General features: G+C 56.0%; 18 protein-coding genes and 1 pseudogene. 10 read left to right on the top strand and 9 right to left on the bottom strand.

Annotated elements, in window-relative coordinates; translation table 11 throughout:
* The first annotated feature begins 108 nt into the window (after positions 1 to 108).
* Positions 109 to 624: a Der GTPase-activating protein YihI gene (gene yihI / locus AB6V08_RS17595; RefSeq protein WP_368544105.1), complete on the top strand. Its 516-nt coding sequence runs from the start codon at positions 109 to 111 to the stop codon at positions 622 to 624.
* A 188-nt stretch (positions 625 to 812) separates the two neighbouring features.
* A complete protein-coding gene (hemN, locus tag AB6V08_RS17590) occupies positions 813 to 2,186 on the top strand; it encodes an oxygen-independent coproporphyrinogen III oxidase (protein ID WP_368544104.1) in 1,374 nt (457 codons plus the stop codon).
* 60 nt (positions 2,187 to 2,246) lie between these two features.
* Here hemN and AB6V08_RS17585 read toward each other — a convergent pair whose 3' ends face one another.
* From AB6V08_RS17585 to glnA, 4 genes are all read right to left on the bottom strand, one after another.
* Positions 2,247 to 2,357 (bottom strand): YshB family small membrane protein, encoded by a 111-nt coding sequence (locus AB6V08_RS17585; protein ID WP_125358805.1) that lies wholly within the window; start codon positions 2,355 to 2,357, stop codon positions 2,247 to 2,249.
* Positions 2,358 to 2,466: 109 nt separating this feature from the next.
* On the bottom strand, positions 2,467 to 3,879 hold the full coding sequence (gene glnG, locus AB6V08_RS17580) for a nitrogen regulation protein NR(I) (protein WP_368544103.1): 1,413 nt from the start codon (positions 3,877 to 3,879) through the stop codon (positions 2,467 to 2,469).
* Between the two features lie 11 nt (positions 3,880 to 3,890).
* Complete coding sequence (gene glnL / locus AB6V08_RS17575) at positions 3,891 to 4,940, bottom strand: nitrogen regulation protein NR(II) (protein ID WP_368544102.1); 1,050 nt, start codon at positions 4,938 to 4,940, stop codon at positions 3,891 to 3,893.
* A gap of 169 nt (positions 4,941 to 5,109) precedes the next feature.
* Positions 5,110 to 6,519 carry a glutamate--ammonia ligase gene (glnA, locus tag AB6V08_RS17570; RefSeq protein WP_023333896.1) on the bottom strand — a complete coding sequence of 470 codons (1,410 nt, stop codon included), beginning with the start codon at positions 6,517 to 6,519 and terminating at the stop codon, positions 5,110 to 5,112.
* Positions 6,520 to 6,906: 387 nt separating this feature from the next.
* Between glnA and typA the strand changes: the two genes are divergently transcribed.
* The 5 genes from typA to fabY all read left to right on the top strand — a co-directional run bounded on the left by typA (position 6,907) and on the right by fabY (position 11,758).
* Positions 6,907 to 8,730, top strand: a complete 1,824-nt coding sequence (typA, locus tag AB6V08_RS17565) for a ribosome-dependent GTPase TypA (RefSeq protein ID WP_368544101.1) — start codon at positions 6,907 to 6,909, stop codon at positions 8,728 to 8,730.
* 133 nt (positions 8,731 to 8,863) lie between these two features.
* A complete protein-coding gene (gene yihX, locus AB6V08_RS17560) occupies positions 8,864 to 9,463 on the top strand; it encodes a glucose-1-phosphatase (RefSeq protein ID WP_368544100.1) in 600 nt (199 codons plus the stop codon).
* A complete protein-coding gene (locus AB6V08_RS17555; RefSeq protein WP_368544099.1) occupies positions 9,457 to 10,338 on the top strand; it encodes a virulence factor BrkB family protein in 882 nt (293 codons plus the stop codon). The genes yihX and AB6V08_RS17555 overlap by 7 nt, the downstream gene beginning before the upstream one ends.
* Positions 10,335 to 10,772: a D-aminoacyl-tRNA deacylase gene (gene dtd, locus AB6V08_RS17550; protein ID WP_368544098.1), complete on the top strand. Its 438-nt coding sequence runs from the start codon at positions 10,335 to 10,337 to the stop codon at positions 10,770 to 10,772. The genes AB6V08_RS17555 and dtd overlap by 4 nt, the downstream gene beginning before the upstream one ends.
* A 44-nt stretch (positions 10,773 to 10,816) precedes the next feature.
* Entirely contained in the window at positions 10,817 to 11,758 is a 942-nt protein-coding gene (fabY, locus tag AB6V08_RS17545) for a fatty acid biosynthesis protein FabY (protein WP_368544097.1), read from the top strand.
* A gap of 11 nt (positions 11,759 to 11,769) precedes the next feature.
* Here fabY and AB6V08_RS17540 read toward each other — a convergent pair whose 3' ends face one another.
* Entirely contained in the window at positions 11,770 to 12,687 is a 918-nt protein-coding gene (locus AB6V08_RS17540; protein ID WP_368544096.1) for an alpha/beta hydrolase, read from the bottom strand.
* Between the two features lie 199 nt (positions 12,688 to 12,886).
* Between AB6V08_RS17540 and AB6V08_RS17535 the strand changes: the two are divergent.
* Positions 12,887 to 13,072 (top strand): annotated as a pseudogene (locus AB6V08_RS17535) (PIN domain-containing protein); the annotation flags it as partial.
* A 39-nt stretch (positions 13,073 to 13,111) separates the two neighbouring features.
* Here the strand turns inward: AB6V08_RS17535 and fdhE are convergent.
* The 4 genes from fdhE to fdnG are packed head-to-tail and all read right to left on the bottom strand — an operon-like array spanning position 13,112 to position 18,635.
* Positions 13,112 to 14,041: a formate dehydrogenase accessory protein FdhE gene (fdhE, locus tag AB6V08_RS17530; protein ID WP_368544095.1), complete on the bottom strand. Its 930-nt coding sequence runs from the start codon at positions 14,039 to 14,041 to the stop codon at positions 13,112 to 13,114.
* Positions 14,038 to 14,673, bottom strand: coding sequence for a formate dehydrogenase cytochrome b556 subunit (fdoI, locus tag AB6V08_RS17525; RefSeq protein WP_006179126.1), 636 nt, complete (start codon positions 14,671 to 14,673; stop codon positions 14,038 to 14,040). Before fdoI ends, fdhE begins: the two co-directional genes overlap by 4 nt.
* The gene (fdxH, locus tag AB6V08_RS17520; RefSeq protein WP_368544094.1) at positions 14,670 to 15,572 is read right to left on the bottom strand and encodes a formate dehydrogenase subunit beta; all 903 of its coding nucleotides are present in this window, start codon (positions 15,570 to 15,572) and stop codon (positions 14,670 to 14,672) included. The genes fdoI and fdxH overlap by 4 nt, the downstream gene beginning before the upstream one ends.
* Before the next feature lie 12 nt (positions 15,573 to 15,584).
* Positions 15,585 to 18,635 (bottom strand): formate dehydrogenase-N subunit alpha, encoded by a 3,051-nt coding sequence (gene fdnG / locus AB6V08_RS17515; RefSeq protein WP_368544093.1) that lies wholly within the window; start codon positions 18,633 to 18,635, stop codon positions 15,585 to 15,587.
* Positions 18,636 to 19,017: 382 nt separating this feature from the next.
* Between fdnG and fdhD the strand changes: the two genes are divergently transcribed.
* The gene (fdhD, locus tag AB6V08_RS17510) at positions 19,018 to 19,854 is read left to right on the top strand and encodes a formate dehydrogenase accessory sulfurtransferase FdhD (RefSeq protein ID WP_368544092.1); all 837 of its coding nucleotides are present in this window, start codon (positions 19,018 to 19,020) and stop codon (positions 19,852 to 19,854) included.
* Between the two features lie 114 nt (positions 19,855 to 19,968).
* The gene (locus tag AB6V08_RS17505; protein ID WP_368544091.1) at positions 19,969 to 20,181 is read left to right on the top strand and encodes a DUF1471 domain-containing protein; all 213 of its coding nucleotides are present in this window, start codon (positions 19,969 to 19,971) and stop codon (positions 20,179 to 20,181) included.
* The last annotated feature ends 37 nt before the right edge of the window (positions 20,182 to 20,218 follow it).

Below are 20,218 nucleotides of genomic sequence, written 5' to 3'. Positions count from 1 at the left end.
GTCAGGAAAAAAGGCGACAGATTGCTCTGTCGCCTTTTTTCTTTGCTTGCTTTCTGCTAGATTTCGCCGCAATTCTATACTGAATAAAACAGATTAAAGATAAACATCATGAAAAAACCGACCTCCGCAGCGGGCGCTAAACGCCCGGCAAAAGCACGCCGCAAAACGCGCGAAGAACTGAACCAGGAAGCGCGCGATCGCAAACGCGATAAAAAGCATCGTGGCCATGCTGCGGGTAGCCGTGCAAGCGGTAGCGGTGCAGCGAGCGCGTCCGCAAAAGGTAAAGCGCAGAAAGATCCCCGTATCGGCAGTAAAACTCCCATTCCACTGGGCGTGACAGACACCCCGGTCACTAAGCAGCACAAACCAAAGAGCGAGAAACCTATGCTTTCACCGCAGGCTGAGCTGGATTTGCTGGAGAACGATGAGCGCCTGGACGCGCTGCTGGAACGTCTTGAAGAGGGTCAATCCCTGACCGCAGAAGAGCAGTCATGGGTTGATGCCAAGCTGGATCGCATCGACGAGCTGATGCAAAAACTGGGTCTGTCCTACGACGACGAAGAAGATGAAGAAGAAGACGAGAAGCAAGAAGATATGATGCGTCTTCTGAAGGGTGGAAACTAACATTTGCACCTGGCGGGTACGGTAGTCCTGCTTATAACCCTTCCGATTATATGTTATCTGGTGTGGTTATTCGTTAAACTACGGCGGTTGTCGCGGCGACAGAAGTGGCTGCGCACCCGAATGATGGCCCGAAGCGGGGCCAGAACGGGCCGCCGTATACGAACGCGACACCAACGGAAGGAGTGAGCATGTCTGTACCATCGATCGACTGGGATTTGGCCCTAATCCAGAAATATAACTATTCCGGGCCGCGCTATACGTCATACCCAACCGCGCTGGAGTTCGCCGAGAGCTTTGGCGAGGCTGAATTTTTACAGGCCGTTGCGCGCTATCCCGAGCGTCCGCTCTCACTCTACGTTCACATTCCGTTCTGCCATAAGCTCTGCTACTTCTGCGGCTGCAATAAAATTGTCACCCGCCAGCAGCATAAAGCCGACCAGTATCTCGACGCCCTTGAACAGGAAATCCTGCACCGCGCGCCGCTTTTCGCCGGACGTCAGGTCAGCCAGCTTCACTGGGGCGGCGGTACGCCAACCTATCTGAACAAAGCGCAGATCGGCCGGTTAATGGCGCTGCTGCGCGGCAATTTCAGTTTCAATCCCGACGCTGAAATCTCGATCGAGGTCGATCCGCGCGAAATCGAGCTGGATGTCCTGGATCACTTACGCGCCGAGGGCTTTAACCGCCTGAGTATGGGCGTACAGGACTTCAATAAAGAGGTTCAGCGCCTGGTGAACCGCGAGCAGGACGAGGAGTTCATCTTTGCGCTGCTCAATCACGCCCGTGATATCGGCTTTACCTCGACCAACATCGACCTTATCTACGGCCTGCCAAAGCAGACGCCGGAAAGCTTCGCCTTCACCCTGAAGCGTGTGGCCGAGCTTAACCCCGACCGCCTGAGCGTTTTTAACTATGCGCACCTGCCGACGCTGTTCGCCGCGCAGCGCAAAATCAAAGATGCCGATCTGCCTTCTGCCCGGCAGAAGCTGGATATTTTGCAGGAAACCATCACCTCCCTGACCGAAGCCGGCTATCAGTTTATCGGTATGGATCACTTTGCCCGCCCGGACGATGAGCTGGCGATTGCCCAGCGTGAAGGGATTTTGCATCGTAACTTCCAGGGCTATACCACCCAGGGCGATACCGACCTGCTGGGCATGGGCGTTTCCGCCATCAGCATGATTGGCGACTGCTACGCGCAGAACCAAAAAGAGCTCAAACAGTACTATCAGCAGGTTGATGAGAAGGGTAATGCCCTGTGGCGCGGCATTGCGCTAACGCGCGATGACTGCATTCGTCGCGACGTGATTAAGGCGCTTATCTGTAACTTCCGCCTCGATTTCAGCAACGTGGAGTCGCAGTGGGATCTGAAGTTCAGTGATTACTTCGCAGAAGACCTGAAGCTGCTCGCGCCGCTGGCGAAAGATGGGCTGGTGGATGTCACCGAGCGTGCGGTTGAAGTGACGCCGAAAGGGCGCTTGTTGATTCGCAATATCTGCATGTGCTTTGACGCCTATCTGCGCCAGAAGGCGCGGATGCAGCAGTTCTCGCGCGTGATTTGAGTGGTATTGCCGGGTGACGCTTACCCGGCCTACTCGCATTGGTAGACCGGGTAAACCCGCCTAGCTAAACAACCCAACCAGTGCCGCGCACAGCACGGCTGCAACTGCCGTCTGCGGCGTGTGGCTCTCGGCTGCTCCGCTAGAGAGCAAATTGACTAATGATTCCAGCATGATGGTTCCCCCCGTTTTCGGGCAGGATCATACTAAACTCATCGGAACAGTAAAGCGCAAAATAACGCCATTTTGCGCTCAATTTGTAATCTTTACACAGCGGTAAACATCACTCCATTCCCAGCTCTTTCAGCTTACGCGTCAGGGTATTACGACCCCATCCCAGCAGGCGAGCGGCTTCCTGTTTATGGCCCTGCGTATGGCGAAGCGCGGTGGTCAGCAGCGTGCGCTCCATCTCCGGCTGCGCCTCTGAAAGCAGGTTTTGATGACCGGAACGCAGCGCGCGGTCGGCCCACTGCGCAAGCAGCGTTGCCCAGCTGTCCGGCAGCGCGTGCCCGGTGCTGCTTTCTGGCGCGGTGGCTTCGAAAAGTTCGCCTGGGAGATCCTGAATCAGCACTTCCTGGCCGGCGGCCATCACCGTCAGCCAGCGGCAGGTGTTTTCCAGCTGGCGCACGTTACCCGGCCAGGCGAGGCGGGTGAGGGCGGCATCGGTTTCCGGATGCAGCTGTTTGGCCTCTACGCCCAGCTCGCGCGCGGCAACCTGCAGGAAGTGGCGCGCCAGGCGCGGGATATCTTCCCGACGCTCGCGCAGCGGCGGGAGATGAACGCGGATCACGTTCAGGCGGTGGAATAAGTCCTCGCGGAATTTTCCCTCCTGAACGCGCAGCTCCAGGTTCTGGTGGGTGGCGGCAATAATGCGCACGTCCACCTTCACCGGCGCGTAGCCGCCCACGCGGTAGAACTGACCGTCGGCCAGCACGCGCAGCAGGCGGGTCTGAACGTCCAGCGGCATATCGCCGATTTCATCCAGGAACAGCGTCCCGCCGTCGGCCTGTTCGAAGCGTCCCTGGCGAATGGTGTTTGCGCCAGTGAATGCCCCTTTCTCGTGACCGAACAGCTCAGACTCAATGAGATCCTTCGGGATAGCCGCCATGTTGAGCGCGATAAATGGCGCTTTTGCCCGCGGGCTGTGGCGATGCAGGGCATGCGCGACAAGCTCTTTACCCGTGCCCGATTCGCCGTTAATCAACACGCTGATGGACGAGCGCGACAGGCGACCGATGATGCGAAACACATCCTGCATCGCGGGCGCTTCGCCGATGATGTCCGTCGTCGGGCCAAAATCCGGGGTATTGCGCGGCTGTTGTTGCTCCTGATAGTGGCTGATGGCGCGCTCAACCAGCGCGACCGCTTCGTCGATATCAAACGGCTTTGGCAGGTAATCAAACGCCCCCTGCTGGTAAGCGCTGACGGCGGCATCCAGATCGGAGTGCGCGGTCATTATGATGACCGGAAGCATAGGGTGGCGTTGCTTGATCTGCTTTAACAGCGCCAGCCCGTCCATGCCCGGCATACGGATATCCGACAGCAGCACGTCCGGGGTTTTGGTGGTGAGCGCATCGAGCACTTCGCTGCCGCTCTCAAATGTCGTGCAGCTTAATCCCGCCCCTGTGAGCGCGCGTTCAAGCACCCAACGGATGGAGCTATCGTCATCGACTACCCAGACTATCCCTCGTTGCATAAACGTCACCTTTATTTTTTAATCGGCAGGAAAACCGAAAACTCGGTATGGCCCGGCCAACTGGTAAATTCAATTTTTCCAGAGTGTTGATCGATCAAATTGCGGGCAATGGATAACCCCAGCCCGGTGCCGCCTTCGCGACCACTCACCATCGGGTAGAACAGCGTGTCCTGAAGATGCGGCGGAATGCCCGGCCCGTTATCTTCAACGTCGATTCGCGCCGCCAGTCGGTAGCGCACGCCGTGCAGCGTGAGCTGGAAGGCCGTGCGGGTGCGCAGGATGATTTCGCCACCGTCCGGGCCTAAAGCCTGCAGCGCGTTACGCACGATATTCAGTAAAACTTGCTCAATCTGGTCCGGATCGTGCGCCAGTTCAGGCAAACTTGGATCGTAATCGCGAACCAGCGTCACGTTCTCCGGCAGCTCCATCGACACCAGTTTGACCACCCGTTCGGCGACCTTATGAATGCTTTCCGTAATGTGCATCCCCGGCTGCTGCGGCCCCAGGAGCCTGTCCACCAGATTGCGCAGGCGGTCCGCCTGTTCAATGATGACGTTGGTGTATTCCGCCAGCGCCGGGTCGGGAAGCGCTTTGGTTAACAGCTGCGCCGCGCCGCGTAAGCCCCCGAGCGGGTTCTTGATTTCATGGGCAAGGCCGCGCACCAGATCCCGTGCCGCAATCTGCTGGGCGTGCTGGAGCTGTTCCTGGCTCAGTCGACGCTGGTTATCCATCGGCGCCATCTCCAGCAGGATCAGGCCTTCAGGAAGACGCTGAGCGGTGAGCGAGAGAATGTGAGAGCGCCCGTCAATCACCAGCGTCACTTCGTTATCCGTAAATCCCTGACCGGCCTGCAAACTTTCCTGCATCAGGCCAATATTGAGCGAAAAATAGCTCAGCAGTTCCGGAAGGGGCGTGCCGAAGAGTTTTCGCGCACTTTGAGCGAGCAGCTGCTGCGCGGCCGGGTTGGCGTAATGTACCGCCAGCTCGTCGTCGACCAGCAGGATGCTGTTAATAAGAGAATTGAGGATCTGCCCAGCATCGGGCAGCGTGCCAGTTGCCATTCAGCAGTCTCCTGGAGTTGGTTGCACTAATTTAGTGCAGTATAGCTTTTTCGTCGTAAAAAGCGCGTGAGATCAGGTTGTTGGTGGAGAAAAAAGCCCATCCGGAGATGGGCTAAAGTTTCCACGGCAACTACCCCCGACGCGTGACGCGCCGGGTAAAACAAATCGATTAGACGCTGTAGTACAGTTCGAACTCAACCGGGTGCGGAGTCATACGCACACGGTCGTTTTCTTCGGTACGCAGCGCGATGTAAGCGTCGATAGCTTCATCAGTGAACACGCCGCCAGCGGTCAGGAACTCACGGTCTGCGTCCAGCGCCTGCAGGGCTTCTTCCAGAGAACCTGCAACCTGTGGGATCTCTTTCGCTTCTTCTGGCGGCAGGTCGTACAGGTTTTTGTCCATGGCTTCGCCTGGGTGGATCTTGTTCTTGATACCGTCCAGACCGGCCATCAGCAGCGCTGCGAAGCACAGGTATGGGTTAGCCGCTGGGTCCGGGAAGCGCACTTCGATACGACGCGCTTTCGGAGAAGCAACAACCGGGATACGGATAGAAGCAGAACGGTTACGGGCAGAGTACGCCAGCATAACTGGGGCTTCGTAGCCTGGGACCAGACGCTTGTAGGAGTTAGTGGTTGGGTTCGCCAGGGCGTTGATCGCTTTAGCGTGTTTGATAACACCACCGATGTAGTGCAGCGCCTGCTCGGACAGACCCGCATATTTGTCGCCAGAGAACAGGTTAGTGCCGTTCTTGGACAGAGACATGTGGCAGTGCATACCGGAACCGTTGTCGCCAAACATTGGTTTTGGCATGAAGGTCGCGGTTTTACCGAAGCGGTGCGCAACGTTGTGAACAACGTATTTGTAGATCTGAATCTCATCCGCTTTTTTGGTCATGGTGTTGAAGCGGGTAGCGATTTCGTTCTGGCCAGCGGTTGCAACTTCGTGGTGATGTGCTTCAACAACCAGGCCCATCTCTTCCATGATCAGACACATGGTAGAACGGATGTCCTGTGAAGAATCGACCGGAGGAACCGGGAAGTAACCGCCTTTCACGCCAGGACGGTGACCTTTGTTGCCGCCTTCGTATTTGGTAGAGGAGTTCCATGCGCCTTCGATGTCATCAATAGCCACGTGGGAGCCAGAAATAGAAGCACCAAAACGGATGTCGTCGAACAGGAAGAACTCTGGCTCTGGCCCGAACAGAACGGTGTCTGCGATGCCGGTAGAGCGCAGGTACTCTTCAGCGCGTTTAGCGATGGAGCGTGGGTCGCGGTCGTAGCCCTGCAGCGTGCCTGGCTCGAGGATATCGCAACGGATGATAAGCGTAGGCTCTTCGAAGAACGGGTCAATGAGCGCAGTGGTCGCGTCCGGCATCAGAACCATGTCGGATTCGTTAATGCCTTTCCAGCCACCAATGGAGGAGCCGTCAAACATTTTGCCTTCTTCAAAGAATTCGGCGTTTACCTGATGAGCAGGAATCGTGACGTGCTGTTCTTTACCTTTGGTATCGGTGAAGCGCAGATCAACAAACTTCACTTCATGTTCGTTCAGCATCGTCAAAACGTGTTCAGCGGACATACTTAACTCTCCAGATTGGTCATTGTCGTCGTGGTAACGAGGTCTTCAAATTCTGCTTTGGCCTGGCTGTGTGCCATTTTTTTGCCGTATTTTGATAAAGCGAAATCTGTGCCAACTTTTAAAACACCCCAAAAAGGCGTTATCATGCGCACCATAGTGCAAAACTGCTGCACCAAGATGGTAATGTTGCACCAGTATAGTGCTTCAGTGTGAACACTGAGCACCATATTGGTGCAATTTTCGTTAAAGTGCCCTTTTTACGCTCCGTGAAAGCGATCACAAAGCATCTCTGCAATACTTGTTTGCGGGGGATGTTTGTGATCCTGTTTTGTAGTGCGATTAATCCGTGTACAATAACGCGCTATTTCTAATGCCTGAGGCAAAGTTGTGATCGAAAATCTGCGTAACATCGCCATCATCGCGCACGTTGACCATGGTAAAACTACCCTGGTTGATAAGCTGCTGCAGCAATCCGGTACGTTCGACTCTCGTGCCGAAACTCAAGAACGCGTGATGGACTCCAACGATTTGGAGAAAGAGCGTGGGATTACCATCCTCGCTAAAAACACCGCTATCAAATGGAATGACTACCGTATCAACATCGTTGATACCCCAGGGCACGCCGACTTCGGTGGTGAAGTTGAGCGCGTAATGTCCATGGTAGACTCCGTTCTGCTGGTCGTTGACGCAATGGATGGCCCAATGCCGCAGACGCGCTTCGTAACCAAGAAAGCATTTGCTCATGGTTTGAAGCCAATTGTTGTTATCAACAAAGTTGACCGTCCTGGCGCGCGTCCTGACTGGGTTGTCGACCAGGTATTCGACCTGTTCGTTAACCTCGACGCGACCGACGAGCAGCTGGACTTCCCTATCGTTTACGCATCTGCGCTGAACGGTATTGCAGGTCTGGACCACGAAAACATGGCTGAAGACATGACCCCGCTGTACCAGGCGATTGTTGACCGTGTTCCTGCGCCAAACGTTGATCTCGACGGCACCCTGCAGATGCAGATCTCTCAGCTCGACTACAACAACTACGTTGGTGTAATCGGCATCGGTCGTATCAAGCGCGGTAAAGTTAAGCCAAACCAGCAGGTCACTATCATCGATAGCGAAGGCAAAACCCGTAACGGTAAAGTCGGTAAAGTTCTGACTCACCTGGGTCTTGAGCGTATCGAGAGCGACATCGCTGAAGCGGGCGATATCATCGCTATCACCGGTCTGGGCGAGCTGAACATCTCTGACACCATCTGCGACACGCAGGCGGTTGAAGCGCTGCCAGCGCTGTCTGTTGATGAACCAACGGTATCCATGTTCTTCAACGTCAACACCTCTCCGTTCTGCGGTAAAGAAGGTAAGTTCGTTACCTCTCGTCAGATCCTTGACCGCCTGAACAAAGAGCTGGTGCACAACGTTGCGCTGCGCGTTGAAGAGACTCCAGACGCTGACGCATTCCGCGTTTCGGGTCGTGGTGAGCTGCACCTGTCTGTTCTGATCGAAAACATGCGTCGTGAAGGTTTCGAAATGGCGGTTTCCCGTCCGAAAGTTATCTTCCGCGAAATCGATGGCCGTAAACAAGAGCCGTTCGAGAACGTAACGCTGGACGTTGAAGAGCAGCACCAGGGTTCTGTGATGCAGGCTCTGGGTGAGCGTAAAGGCGACCTGAAAAACATGAATCCAGATGGCAAAGGCCGCGTACGTCTTGACTACGTGATCCCAAGCCGTGGTCTGATCGGCTTCCGTTCAGAGTTCATGACCATGACCTCTGGTACCGGTCTGCTGTACTCCACCTTCAGCCACTACGACGATGTTCGTCCGGGTGATGTAGGTCAGCGTAACAACGGCGTTCTGATCTCCAACGGTCAGGGTAAAGCGGTTGCGTTCGCACTGTTCAGCCTGCAGGACCGCGGTAAGCTGTTCCTCGGCCACGGTGCTGAAGTTTACGAAGGCCAGATCATCGGTATTCACAGCCGTTCTAACGACCTGACTGTAAACTGCCTGACCGGTAAGAAACTGACCAACATGCGTGCGTCCGGTACTGACGAAGCAACGGTTCTGGTTCCACCGATCAAGATGACTCTGGAGCAGGCTCTGGAATTCATCGATGACGACGAACTGGTAGAAGTGACTCCACAGTCTATCCGTATTCGTAAACGTCACCTGACTGAAAACGATCGTAAACGTGCGATGCGTGGCGCGAAAGAAGAGTAATCCACTCCTCTTTTAGCCTGTAAAACCCCGTCCCTGTGGCGGGGTTTTTCTTTTTCTGCCGTATGCCGCAGTTCATAGCCAAAGCTTATCTTTCCCGCTACAGTTACTTTTCCACGGCGAAAAGGAGATAAACATGCTTTATATCTTTGACTTAGGAAATGTAATCGTCGATATCGATTTTAATCGAGTGCTGGGCGCATGGAGCGATTTTAGCCGCGTGCCGCTGGCGACGTTAAAACAGAGCTTCGCGATGGGCGAAACATTCCACCAGCATGAGCGCGGCGAAATCAGCGACGAAGAGTTTGCCGAGCGCTTCTGTCACGAAATGGATCTGCCGTTAAGTTACGAACAGTTTGCCCACGGCTGGCAGGCGGTCTTTGTGGCGGTCCGCCCGGAAGTGACCGATATCATGCAGAAACTGCGTGAGCAGGGGCATCGCGTGGTGGTGCTGTCGAACACTAACCGTCTGCACACCACCTTCTGGCCGGATGAATACCCTGAAGTGAAAGCCGCAGCGGATCGTATCTATCTCTCTCAGGAGATGGGGATGCGTAAACCGGAAGCGCGCATTTACCAGGCGGTACTGCAGCAGGAAGGATTCTCCGCGGCGGATGCGGTCTTTTTCGACGATAACGCCGATAATATAGAGGGAGCTAATCAGTTGGGTATTACCTCAATTCTGGTGACCGGAAAAGAGACCATACCGAACTACTTTGCGAAGCAGTTATGCTAAAAACCGTTCATCAAAAAGCCACACACCATTCGCGCCCGCTCCGGGCGTGGCTGAAACTCCTCTGGCATCGCATTGACGAGGACAACATGACGACGCTGGCGGGCAATCTCGCGTATGTGTCGCTGCTCTCGTTAGTGCCGCTGGTGGCCGTGGTGTTTGCCCTTTTCTCGGCGTTTCCGATGTTTGCAGACGTGAGTTTGCAGCTTCGACACTTCGTTTTCGCCAACTTCATTCCCGCGACCGGGGATGTGATACAGAACTACATCGAGCAGTTTGTCGCCAACTCCAACAAGATGACGGCGGTGGGGGCGTGCGGGCTTATCGTCACCGCGCTGCTGCTGATGTACGCCATCGATAGCGCGCTTAACACCATCTGGCGCAGCAAAAAAGCGCGGCCTAAGGTTTACTCCTTTGCCGTCTACTGGATGATTTTGACCCTGGGGCCGCTGCTGGCGGGGGCGAGTCTGGCGATCAGCTCCTACCTGCTCTCCCTGCGCTGGGCGAGCGATCTGAACAGCGTTATCGACAACGTGCTGCGCATCTTCCCGCTGATCTTATCCTGGCTCTCTTTCTGGTTGCTTTACAGCGTGGTGCCGACCACGCGCGTGCCCAATCGCGATGCGGTTGTCGGCGCGCTGGTGGCGGCGGTGCTGTTCGAGCTGGGGAAAAAAGGCTTTGCCCTTTACATCACCATGTTCCCGTCTTATCAACTGATTTACGGCGTGCTGGCGGTGATCCCCATTCTGTTTGTCTGGGTGTACTGGACCTGGTGTATCGTCTTGCTTGGTGCAGAAATAACTGTCACTCTCGGGATATACCGCGAACTCAAAAAAGCAGCAGAAGCTGAAAAACAACAAGAAGCAGACCAACCATGATTGCATTGATTCAACGCGTAACCCGTGCCAGCGTCACCGTGGAGGGAGAGGTGACGGGTGAAATTGGCCCAGGACTTTTGGTGTTGTTAGGTGTCGAAAAGGAAGATGACGAGCAAAAGGCCAACCGCCTGTGCGAGCGCGTGCTGGGCTACCGCATCTTTAGCGATGCGGAAGGGAAGATGAACCTTAACGTTCAGCAGGCGGGCGGCAGCGTGCTTGTGGTATCGCAGTTTACCCTGGCCGCCGACACCGAACGCGGTATGCGCCCGAGCTTCTCTAAAGGCGCCGCGCCGGAACGTGCAGAAGCGTTATACGAATATTTTGTTGAGCGCTGTCGCCAGCAGGACATGAACACGCAAACCGGACGATTCGCTGCGGATATGCAGGTATCGCTGGTGAACGATGGCCCCGTCACATTCTGGCTCCAGGTATGAGCCAGCTTGCGGCGCGGCCGCGGGTAACAAGAGAGAGTGCAGCTATGTATCACCTTCGAGTACCGCAAACGGAAGAAGAGTTAGACGTCTATTACCAGTTCCGCTGGGAGATGCTGCGTAAGCCACTGCATCAGCCCAAAGGCTCCGAGCGCGACGCCTGGGACGCGATGGCCCATCACCAGATGGTGGTGGACGAAGAGGGCAACCTGGTGGCCGTCGGGCGTTTGTATATCAACGCCGACAACGAAGCCTCAATCCGCTTTATGGCGGTTCACCCTTCCGTGCAGGACAAAGGGCTGGGCACGCTGATGGCGATGACCCTCGAGTCCGTCGCCCGTCAGGAGGGCGTTAAGCGCGTCACCTGCAGCGCCCGCGAGGACGCCGTGGAGTTCTTCGCCAAGCTCGGGTTTGTGAATCAGGGTGAGATCACCGCCCCGCAAACCACGCCCGTGCGCCATTTCCTGATGATCAAACCCGTCGCCAGCCTTGATGACATCCTGCACCGCGCCGACTGGTGCGGGCAGCTCCAGCAGGCCTGGTATCAGCACATCCCGCTGAGCGAAAAGATGGGCGTGCGCATTCAGCAATACACCGGGCAAAAATTCATTACCACCATGCCGGAAACCGGCAATCAGAACCCGCACCATACCCTGTTTGCCGGGAGCCTGTTCTCGCTGGCGACCCTCACCGGCTGGGGGCTTATCTGGCTGATGCTGCGCGAGCGCCACCTGGGCGGCACCATCATTCTGGCAGATGCCCACATTCGCTACAGCGCGCCGATCAGCGGCAAACCGAGCGCGGTAGCCGATCTCGGTTCACTCGGCGGCGACCTTGACCGCCTGGCGCGCGGACGCAAAGCACGCGTGCAGATGCAGGTTGAGCTGTTTGGCGATCAAACGTCAGGGGCGGTGTTTGAAGGGACTTACATCGTTCTCCCCGCGAAGCCCTACGGCGCGTTTGAAGAGGGTGGGAACGAGGAGGAGTAATCTCTTCAGCGTTATCGCCGGGCGGAGCTTATCCGCCAGGCGATGTCCCGCATAACGTTTCGCGCAGACTGGCTAATGCCACCAAGCTGGAAAAAACCATGTATTACCCCCAGCCACCGTTGAGCGGTACACCTCACCCCCTGCTCTGTCAGATACTGGTACAACATTTCTCCTTCATCGCATAGCGGATCGTACTCGGCGGTAATAATGTGCACCGGCGGAAGACCGTTAAAATCATTCCGCCACAGCGGGCTGGCTTCGGGATGCTGACGGTCGGTGTCTGCCAAATACATTTCATATCCGCTGAGCAAGGTATCGCGGGTAATAACGTAATCCCGGCCATTAAGGGTATAGCTTTCAAAACTGGCCGTAGCATCGAGCATGGGGTAGATAAGAATGAGCTGAGCGGGGTTCCAGAGACCTTTGGCCTTGATCCTCAGAGCCGTCACCAGCGCCAGATGCCCCCCTGCGCTGTCTCCGCAAAGGGTGATGCGATTTTTGTTTACGCCAAATACTGCTGCATTTTGCCAGACAAGCGCTGCCGCTCGCTCTGCGTCGTCATGTGCAGCAGGGAATGTATGCTCGGGTGCCAGTCTGTACTGAACTGCAATGACCCGGCAGTTACCGTAAAACGCCAGCTGGCGGAGCTGGTTATCATGGGTTTCAAACCCTCCGCTGACAAAGCATCCGCCGTGATAATAGAGGGCACCGGGTAACGTTTCGGTGGCATTGAGAGGCGAATAAATTTGAAAGGTGAGGTCATCAATGACGCGCGTTTCAACCTGGACGCGAGCTTCTTTTTGCCCGGCAAGTACCGCACTGGCAATATAGCCTTTTCTTCGGTCATCAATATTCTGGTCACGCGAAGAAGGCTTTCCTGCATCAGTAAAGTCCTTAACTAACTGCGCAATCCCGTTTTCCAGAGCCATATTAACGTTCTTTTTAGCTGTATGAATATACAGTTATAGCCTGGTTTTATGCGGAAGAAAACAACAAATTTTATGAGGTCAGGGAACTGGAAAGCGGCTCGCAAAAATGAAGGCCGCTTTTTTAAAGCGCTTTAACCACAATTCAAGGAGGAGTATTTTGCCTGAAAATTAACCGCTGATGATCTACTGGAGTGATATGTTTGAAATTATCGAAGTGACGCGAGAGATTGCTGAAAGAAGCGTTTTACTGCGGGAAAAGCATGGGATGAAGCTTGCGGATGCCATCATTCTGGCAACGGCCCAGAGCCGAAATTGTCCGTTGATTTCACGGAACACGAAAGACTTCTCAGGAATAGATGGGGTGAGTTCTCCCTATCAGCTGTAGGCCGGGCAAGCTTGCGCCGCCCGGCACTATCACGGGAGATTACTCCCCTTCACCCGGAAACAGGAACGGGTTAATCGAGCTGCGGGCAAAGCCCTCTTGCTCCATTCTGGCGTCCAGTATCAGCGAGGCGAGATCGTCGGCTACGGCTTCGACTTTCGGGTCTTTTTCCTGATACAAAATCTTCAGGTAAGTGCCGCAATCGCCACAGCTTTCGGCTTTCACCGCCGCGTCTTCGTTTTCCAGCGACCAGTAGTTCAGATCGCGGGTCTGCTCGCAGTTGCTGCATTTAACGCGCACCACGTGCCATTCGGTTTCACACAGGTTGCAGTGCAGGTAGCGCAGCCCCTGAGTGGTGCCGATCTGCACCATGCTGGAGACCGGCATTGAGCCGCAAACCGGGCAGAACTGGCGGGCTTCGCCGTATTCGGCGCGCGCTTTGCCTGGGATCAGGCTTGCCATTTGCGCCCAGTAGAGCGACAGCGCAGCCCAGATAAACGGGGCTTTATCGCTGCTGACCAGCGTAAAGTCAGAAGCAAACAGCGCGCTCGCCATCTCTTCCAGCTCCAGGTCAGAGGCTTTTTCCAGGTTCTCAATCACGGCCAGCGCTGTTCCGCTCATTTCCGGCTTCAGCTCGGCAATCAGGGAGTGCAGCAGCTTCTGCCAGTGCTTGTCGCGCGGCAGAACGTGAATATCCAGCGGCGGCTTGCCCTGCGCGTTGGCTTCTTTGATGCGCGCGGTGAGATCCATTTGCAGCGGGTGGTCGTAGAGCACCACTTCCTGCGCATGGGCAACCAGCGCGGCAAAGCGCAAAAAATCGCCCAGCGGATTGTTCTCTGCCAGCTCGCGCAGACGCTCTGCGCGGCGGTTGTAGAGGTTCTTGAGTCTGGGGAATAACAACGGCGGAATGTAATCCGCCGTGCGTTTCTCGCTCGAACCCAGCTCATCTTGCGGGATTATGCGAATACTCATTCAGATGACTTTTCCTGTTTCTGGCGGACTTCTCGGTACCAGCGCGGATGATGTTTCTTCGCCCACGTTTTGGTAACCCAGCCTTCCACCATCGCGGTAATGGTGCCTTTCACCCAGAGGGCGGCGTAAATATGCACCATGATAACCACAATTAACGCCACTGCGGCAAATGAATGCAGCATCAGCGCAAATCGGATCACCGGGATTGAGAAAGCAGGCGCAAAGTACGGACGCCAGATGATCACGCCGCTCACCAGCAACAGGACCAGGAAGATAATCGCCGCCCAGAATACGCATTTCTGGCCGAAGTTATAACGCCCGGTGTCACCCACTTCCTCGTTGACGACGATCTTACGAATATTCTTCGCCCAAAAGATATCATCCCGATTGATTAGGTTATGGTGCCAGTAACGGAAAAACATGATGATAAACGACGCAAACATGATGACGCCGACAAACGGGTGCAGAATACGCGCCAGCTGCGGTGTCCCCATGATTTGCATCAGCCAGTTGAAGGACGGGAAGAAGAATCCCAGCCCGCTTATCGCCGCCAGCATGAAGCAGAAGGCGGTGACCCAGTGGTTGATGCGTTCCGGCGCGGTATAGCGCACGATGGTGTCACGTCTTTTCATTTGCGCACCTCGTCTTTCTCTTCATGCAGGTTGTCTTCTTCCTCTTCCGCGCGGTTCGGACCGACGCCGACGTAGTGGAAGATGCTCGCTGCGAAGGTGGCAGCAAAACCGACCGCTGCCAGCGGCTTCCAGATGCCTTTCCAGAACTTCACGGTGGCGCTGATTTCCGGGTTCTCCGGCAGGCCGTGATACAGATTCGGCTTGTCGGCGTGGTGCAGCACGTACATCACGTGCGTACCGCCAACCCCGGCCGGATCGTACAGGCCCGCGTTGTCGTAACCGCGGGTTTTCAGCTCGCCTACGCGCTCTGCCGCCAGGGTTTTCATATCCTCTTTAGAACCAAAGTGGATAGCACCCGTTGGGCAGGTCTTCACGCAGGCTGGCTCCTGGCCGACGTTGACGCGGTCGACGCACAGCGTACATTTGTAGACGCGATTGTCTTCCGGGTTCAGTCGCGGCACGTTGAACGGACAGCCCGCGATGCAGTAGCCGCAGCCAATGCACTGTTCGGACTGGAAGTCGACGATACCGTTAGCATACTGAATGATAGCCCCTTCTGACGGGCACGCCTTGAGGCAGCCCGGATCCGCACAGTGCATACAGCCGTCTTTGCGGATAAGCCATTCCAGTTTGTCGTTCTGCTCCACTTCCGAGAAACGCATTACCGTCCAGGACTTGGCGGTCAGGTCGGCGGGGTTATCGTAAACCCCGACGTTGTGACCCACTTCGTCACGGATGTCGTTCCACTCGGAACAGGCCACCTGACAGGCTTTACAGCCGATACAGGTGGTCACGTCGATAAGCTTCGCCACTTCCTGCTGGTGGTCCCGCGCCTGAGGCGCGGGGGTGAAACCGTTAGTCGCGGAACGACGTATGATGTCTTGCGATTGATAAGCCATAGGTCGCCTCCGTTACACCTTTTCCACGTTCACGAGGAAGGCCTTAAACTCCGGCGTCTGCGTGTTCGCATCGCCGACGAATGGCGTCAGGGTATTCGCAATGAACCCTTTCTTCGCCACGCCTTCATAACCCCAGTGAATTGGAATACCGATAGTATCCACCTGCTGTCCGTGAACGTTCAGCGTGCGAATACGCTTGGTCACCACTGCCTTGGCTTTAATGTAGCCGCGGTTAGAGGAAACCTTCACGGTATCGCCGTGGGCAATGCCGAGCTTGTTCGCCAGCTTCTCGCCAATCTCCACAAACTGTTCCGGCTGCGCGATAGCGTTAAGCAGCGCGTGCTTGGTCCAGTAGTGGAAGTGTTCGGTCAGACGGTAGGTGGTGCCCACGTACGGGAACTTGTCCTTTTTACCCAGCGCTTCAAAATCGCCCTTGAAGATACGGGCTGCCGGGTTAGAGACCACGTTCGGGTGCAGCGGGTTGGTGCCCAGCGGCGTCTCAAACGGCTCGTAGTGTTCCGGGAACGGCCCTTCCGCCATCTTATCGATAGCAAACAGACGTCCCATCCCTTCAGGCTGCATGATAAACGGCCCCACGTCGCTGCCCGGTGCGGCAGTGCTGTAGTCCGGAATATCCACGCCGCCCCATTTCGCGCCGTCCCATTTCAGCAGCTGACGCTTCGGATCCCACGGGTTGCCCTGCGGGTCTGCGGATGCGCGGTTATAGAGAATGCGGCGGTTAAGCGGCCATGCCCATGCCCAGCCCAGCGTGTTGCCCAGACCCGACGGGTCGGCGTTATCGCGGTTGGCCATCTGGTTGCCTTTCGGCGTCCAGCTACCGGCAAAGATCCAGCAGCCGCTGGCGGTGGTGCCGTCGTCACGCAGGTGCGCGAAGGTACTCAGCTGATCGCCTTTCTTCGCCAGCACGGTGCCGGTCGCCGGGTCGATCACGTCCGCCAGCGCTTTCCCGTTGCTCTCCATCGCCACTTCTTCCGGCGCTGGGTTTTCCGGCGTTGAGTAGTTCCAGGTCATGTTCAGAACCGGTTCCGGGTTCGCGCCGCCTTCTGCCGCATACATCTTACGCAGGCGTAAGAAGATACCGGCCAGGATCTCGCCGTCGTTCATGGCGATGCCCGGGGCGTCCGCGCCTTTCCAGTGCCACTGCAGCCAGCGGCCGGAGTTAACGATGGAGCCGTTCTCTTCCGCGAAGCAGGTTGACGGCAGACGGAACACTTCGGTCTGAATTTTCGATGGATCAACGTCGTTCGATTCACCGTGGTTCTGCCAGAAGGTCGAGGTCTCGGTGTTGAGCGGGTCAATCGTGACCAGGAACTTCAGCTTCGACAGGGAGGCGACAACCTTGTTCTTGTTCGGGAACGAGGCCACCGGGTTAAAGCCCTGGCACAGATAGCCGTTAACCTTGCCCTGGTTCATCATTTCGAAGTACTGCAGAACGTCGTAGCCTTTGTCCCACTTCGGCAGCCAGTCGTAGCCCCAGCTGTTTTCCGCCGTTGCTTTGTCGCCGAAGAAGGCTTTCATCATCGACACGAAGAACTTCGGATAGTTGCCCCAGTAGTTCACCTGGCCTTCGAGCAGCGGTTTTGGCGTGCTGGCCGTCAGGTAGGTTTGCAGGTCGGGCTGCTTCTCGTTTGGCAGGTTCATATAGCCCGGCAGGCTCTGAGAGAGCAGGCCGAGGTCGGTCAGACCCTGAATGTTGGAGTGACCGCGCAGGGCGTTCACGCCGCCGCCTGCCATCCCCATGTTGCCGAGCAGCAGCTGCACCATCGCCATGGTACGGATGTTCTGCGCGCCGATGGAGTGCTGCGTCCAGCCGAGCGCGTACAGGAACGACGCGGTCTTATCTTTCGCGCTGGTTTCGGCAATCAGCTCGCACACTTTCAGGAAGTCCGCCTTCGGCGTGCCGCAGATGTTTTCGACAACCTCCGGCGTGTAGCGGGAAACGTGCTCTTTCAGCAGGTTCCACACGCAGCGCGGATGTTGCAGAGTGGTATCGCGCTTCGCAAAGCCTTTCTCATCCAGCTCGTAGTTCCAGCTGGTTTTGTCGTATTTGCGTTTTTCGGCGTCATAACCGCTGAACAGGCCATCTTCGAAGTGGTAATCCTCACGCACGATCAGGCTGGCGTTGGTATAGGCTTCGGTGTACTCGCGGTTATATTTTTCGTTGGTCATCAGGTACAGCAAGACGCCTGACAGGAAAGTGATGTCAGTACCTGAACGAATAGGGGTGTAGAAATCCGCCACTGACGCAGTACGCGTAAAGCGGGGATCGATAACAATCAATTTCGCGCCGTTGTGGATTTTGGCTTCCATCGCCCAGAGGAACCCGACAGGGTGCGCTTCAGCGGCGTTACCGCCCATCACCACGATGAGGTTGGCGTTTTTGATGTCGACCCAGTGGTTGGTCATCGCACCGCGACCAAATGTTGGAGCAAGACTTGCTACCGTTGGTCCGTGTCAGACGCGCGCCTGGTTGTCGACCGCGAGCATACCGAGTGCGCGCGTAAATTTCTGGGTTAAATAGCCGGTTTCGTTACTGGATGCAGAGGCACACAACATCCCGGTGGAGAGCCAGCGGTTAACCGTTACGCCATCGGCATTCTTGTCGATGAAGTTGGCATCGCGATCTTCTTTAATCAGTTTTGCGATGCGGTCAAACGCTTCTTCCCAGCTGATTTGCTGCCATTTGTCGGAGCCGGGCGCGCGATATTCCGGGAACTTCAGGCGGCTTTCCGAGTGGATAAAGTCCACCAGGCCTGCCCCTTTCGGACACAATGCACCGCGGTTGACCGGGTGATCCGGGTCGCCTTCGATGTGGAAAATAGACGCTTTGGCGTTTTTCGCACCGTCGCCGAGGCTATACATCAACAGCCCACAGCCGACGGAGCAGTACGTACAGGTATTACGGGTTTCGCGGGTGCGCAACAGTTTGTACTGCCGCGTTTCCGCCAGCGCTACGCCGGGTGCAAAGCCCAGCGCCGCCGCCGTGGTGCCTGCCATACCGCCAGCGCAGATCTTAAAGAACTGCCTTCTGCTGACCTGCATGGGTCACTCCTTGTTTCGACATTGCTTACATATGTAGTTTTAGTTCTGCGGTTGTTTTTTCACCACAAAGCTGAAAATTTGTGTTAAACCCTCAATCCCACGAGGGATATGGTCAGAATACCACAATGTCGGTATGCCTGTTCCAACGGCGTTAATACAAAGTGAACGTATTATCACGCCATTGATTATAAAGTGTGATATCGATCACGTTAATAACCACACATGTTAAAGGGGTGTATCATCGCCTCGGTTGCACCTCTCCCAAATGAGTAGGTAAACTTGATGGGGTTGGGTGCTGAAAAGTTGATCCATACTATGCGCAGGGCCTGCGGTTTATGCTGCAATAGCGGGTCTGACTCCGAGGTTGTTCAGGAATACCGTTGTGTCTAAACAAAATCGTGCCGCCCACGCGTTGCCACTGCCAGCCGGCATTGTGGAACTGTCGGTACACAGACCACCCCATATCTCCCACGCTACGCCCGATTTTCTGGCGCAGGAAGTGCCCGTTGCCCTGGTCTACAACGGTATTTCGCACGTGGTGATGATGGCGTCGCCGAAAGATCTTGAGCTGTTCGCCATTGGCTTCTCCCTCTCGGAAGGCATTATTGCGCACCCGCAGGATATCTACGGGATGGACGTGGTTCAGGCCTGCAATGGCCTGGAAGTCCAGATTGAACTTTCCAGCCGCCGCTTTATGGGGCTGAAAGAGCGCCGCCGCGCGCTGGCCGGGCGCACCGGCTGCGGCGTGTGCGGCGTTGAGCAGCTCAACGATATCGGCAAGCCGATTGCGCCGCTGCCGTTTACCCAGACCTTCAACCTCGCCAATCTTGATACCGCGCTTGAGCACCTCAACGATGTGCAACCCATTGGCCAGCTGAGCGGCTGTACGCACGCCGCGGCGTGGGTGCTGCGGTCGGGTGAGATTGCCGGGGGGCATGAGGATGTCGGGCGGCACGTGGCGCTGGACAAGCTGCTCGGGCGTCGTGCGCGGGAAAGCGAAATCTGGCAGCAGGGCGCGGCGCTGGTCTCCAGCCGGGCCAGCTACGAGATGGTGCAAAAGTCGGCGATGTGCGGCATTGAAATTCTGTTTGCGGTATCGGCGGCCACCACGCTGGCGGTGGAAGTGGCAGAGCGCTGCAACCTGACGCTGGTGGGGTTCTGCAAGCCGGGACGGGCGACGATTTACACCCATCCGCAGCGCTTAATTGTTGATCAGTAATTTTGAATGATATGGGCAAATCCTTCCGCTTTTAGTTGTTCAGGATGAGGTCTAGTATTTATCTCATCAAGGCACGGCGCATTACCTAAACAACTTAACGAAAGGGTTTATATCATGAAAAGCATCAAAACTTTTGTCGCAGTAATCGCTCTGGCTACTTCATTTGGTTCTTTCGCAGCCCAGACCGTGACCGCAACCTCTTCTACTCTTGACGGTGCAGAAGCGAAAATCGCCGCACAGGCTCAGGAAGCGGGCGCGTCATCTTACAAAATTACCCAGGCCTTCGCCGGTAACCGCGTACACATGACCGCTGAACTGAACAAATAATCACGCACCATCGTCGAAAGAGCGCCCCCGGGGCGCT

Source organism: Enterobacter soli, assembly GCF_964208575.1.
GTDB lineage: Bacteria > Pseudomonadota > Gammaproteobacteria > Enterobacterales > Enterobacteriaceae > Enterobacter > Enterobacter soli_A.
Note: the sequence above shows the minus strand (reverse complement) of the source record. Positions and strands in the feature narration are given on the sequence as shown.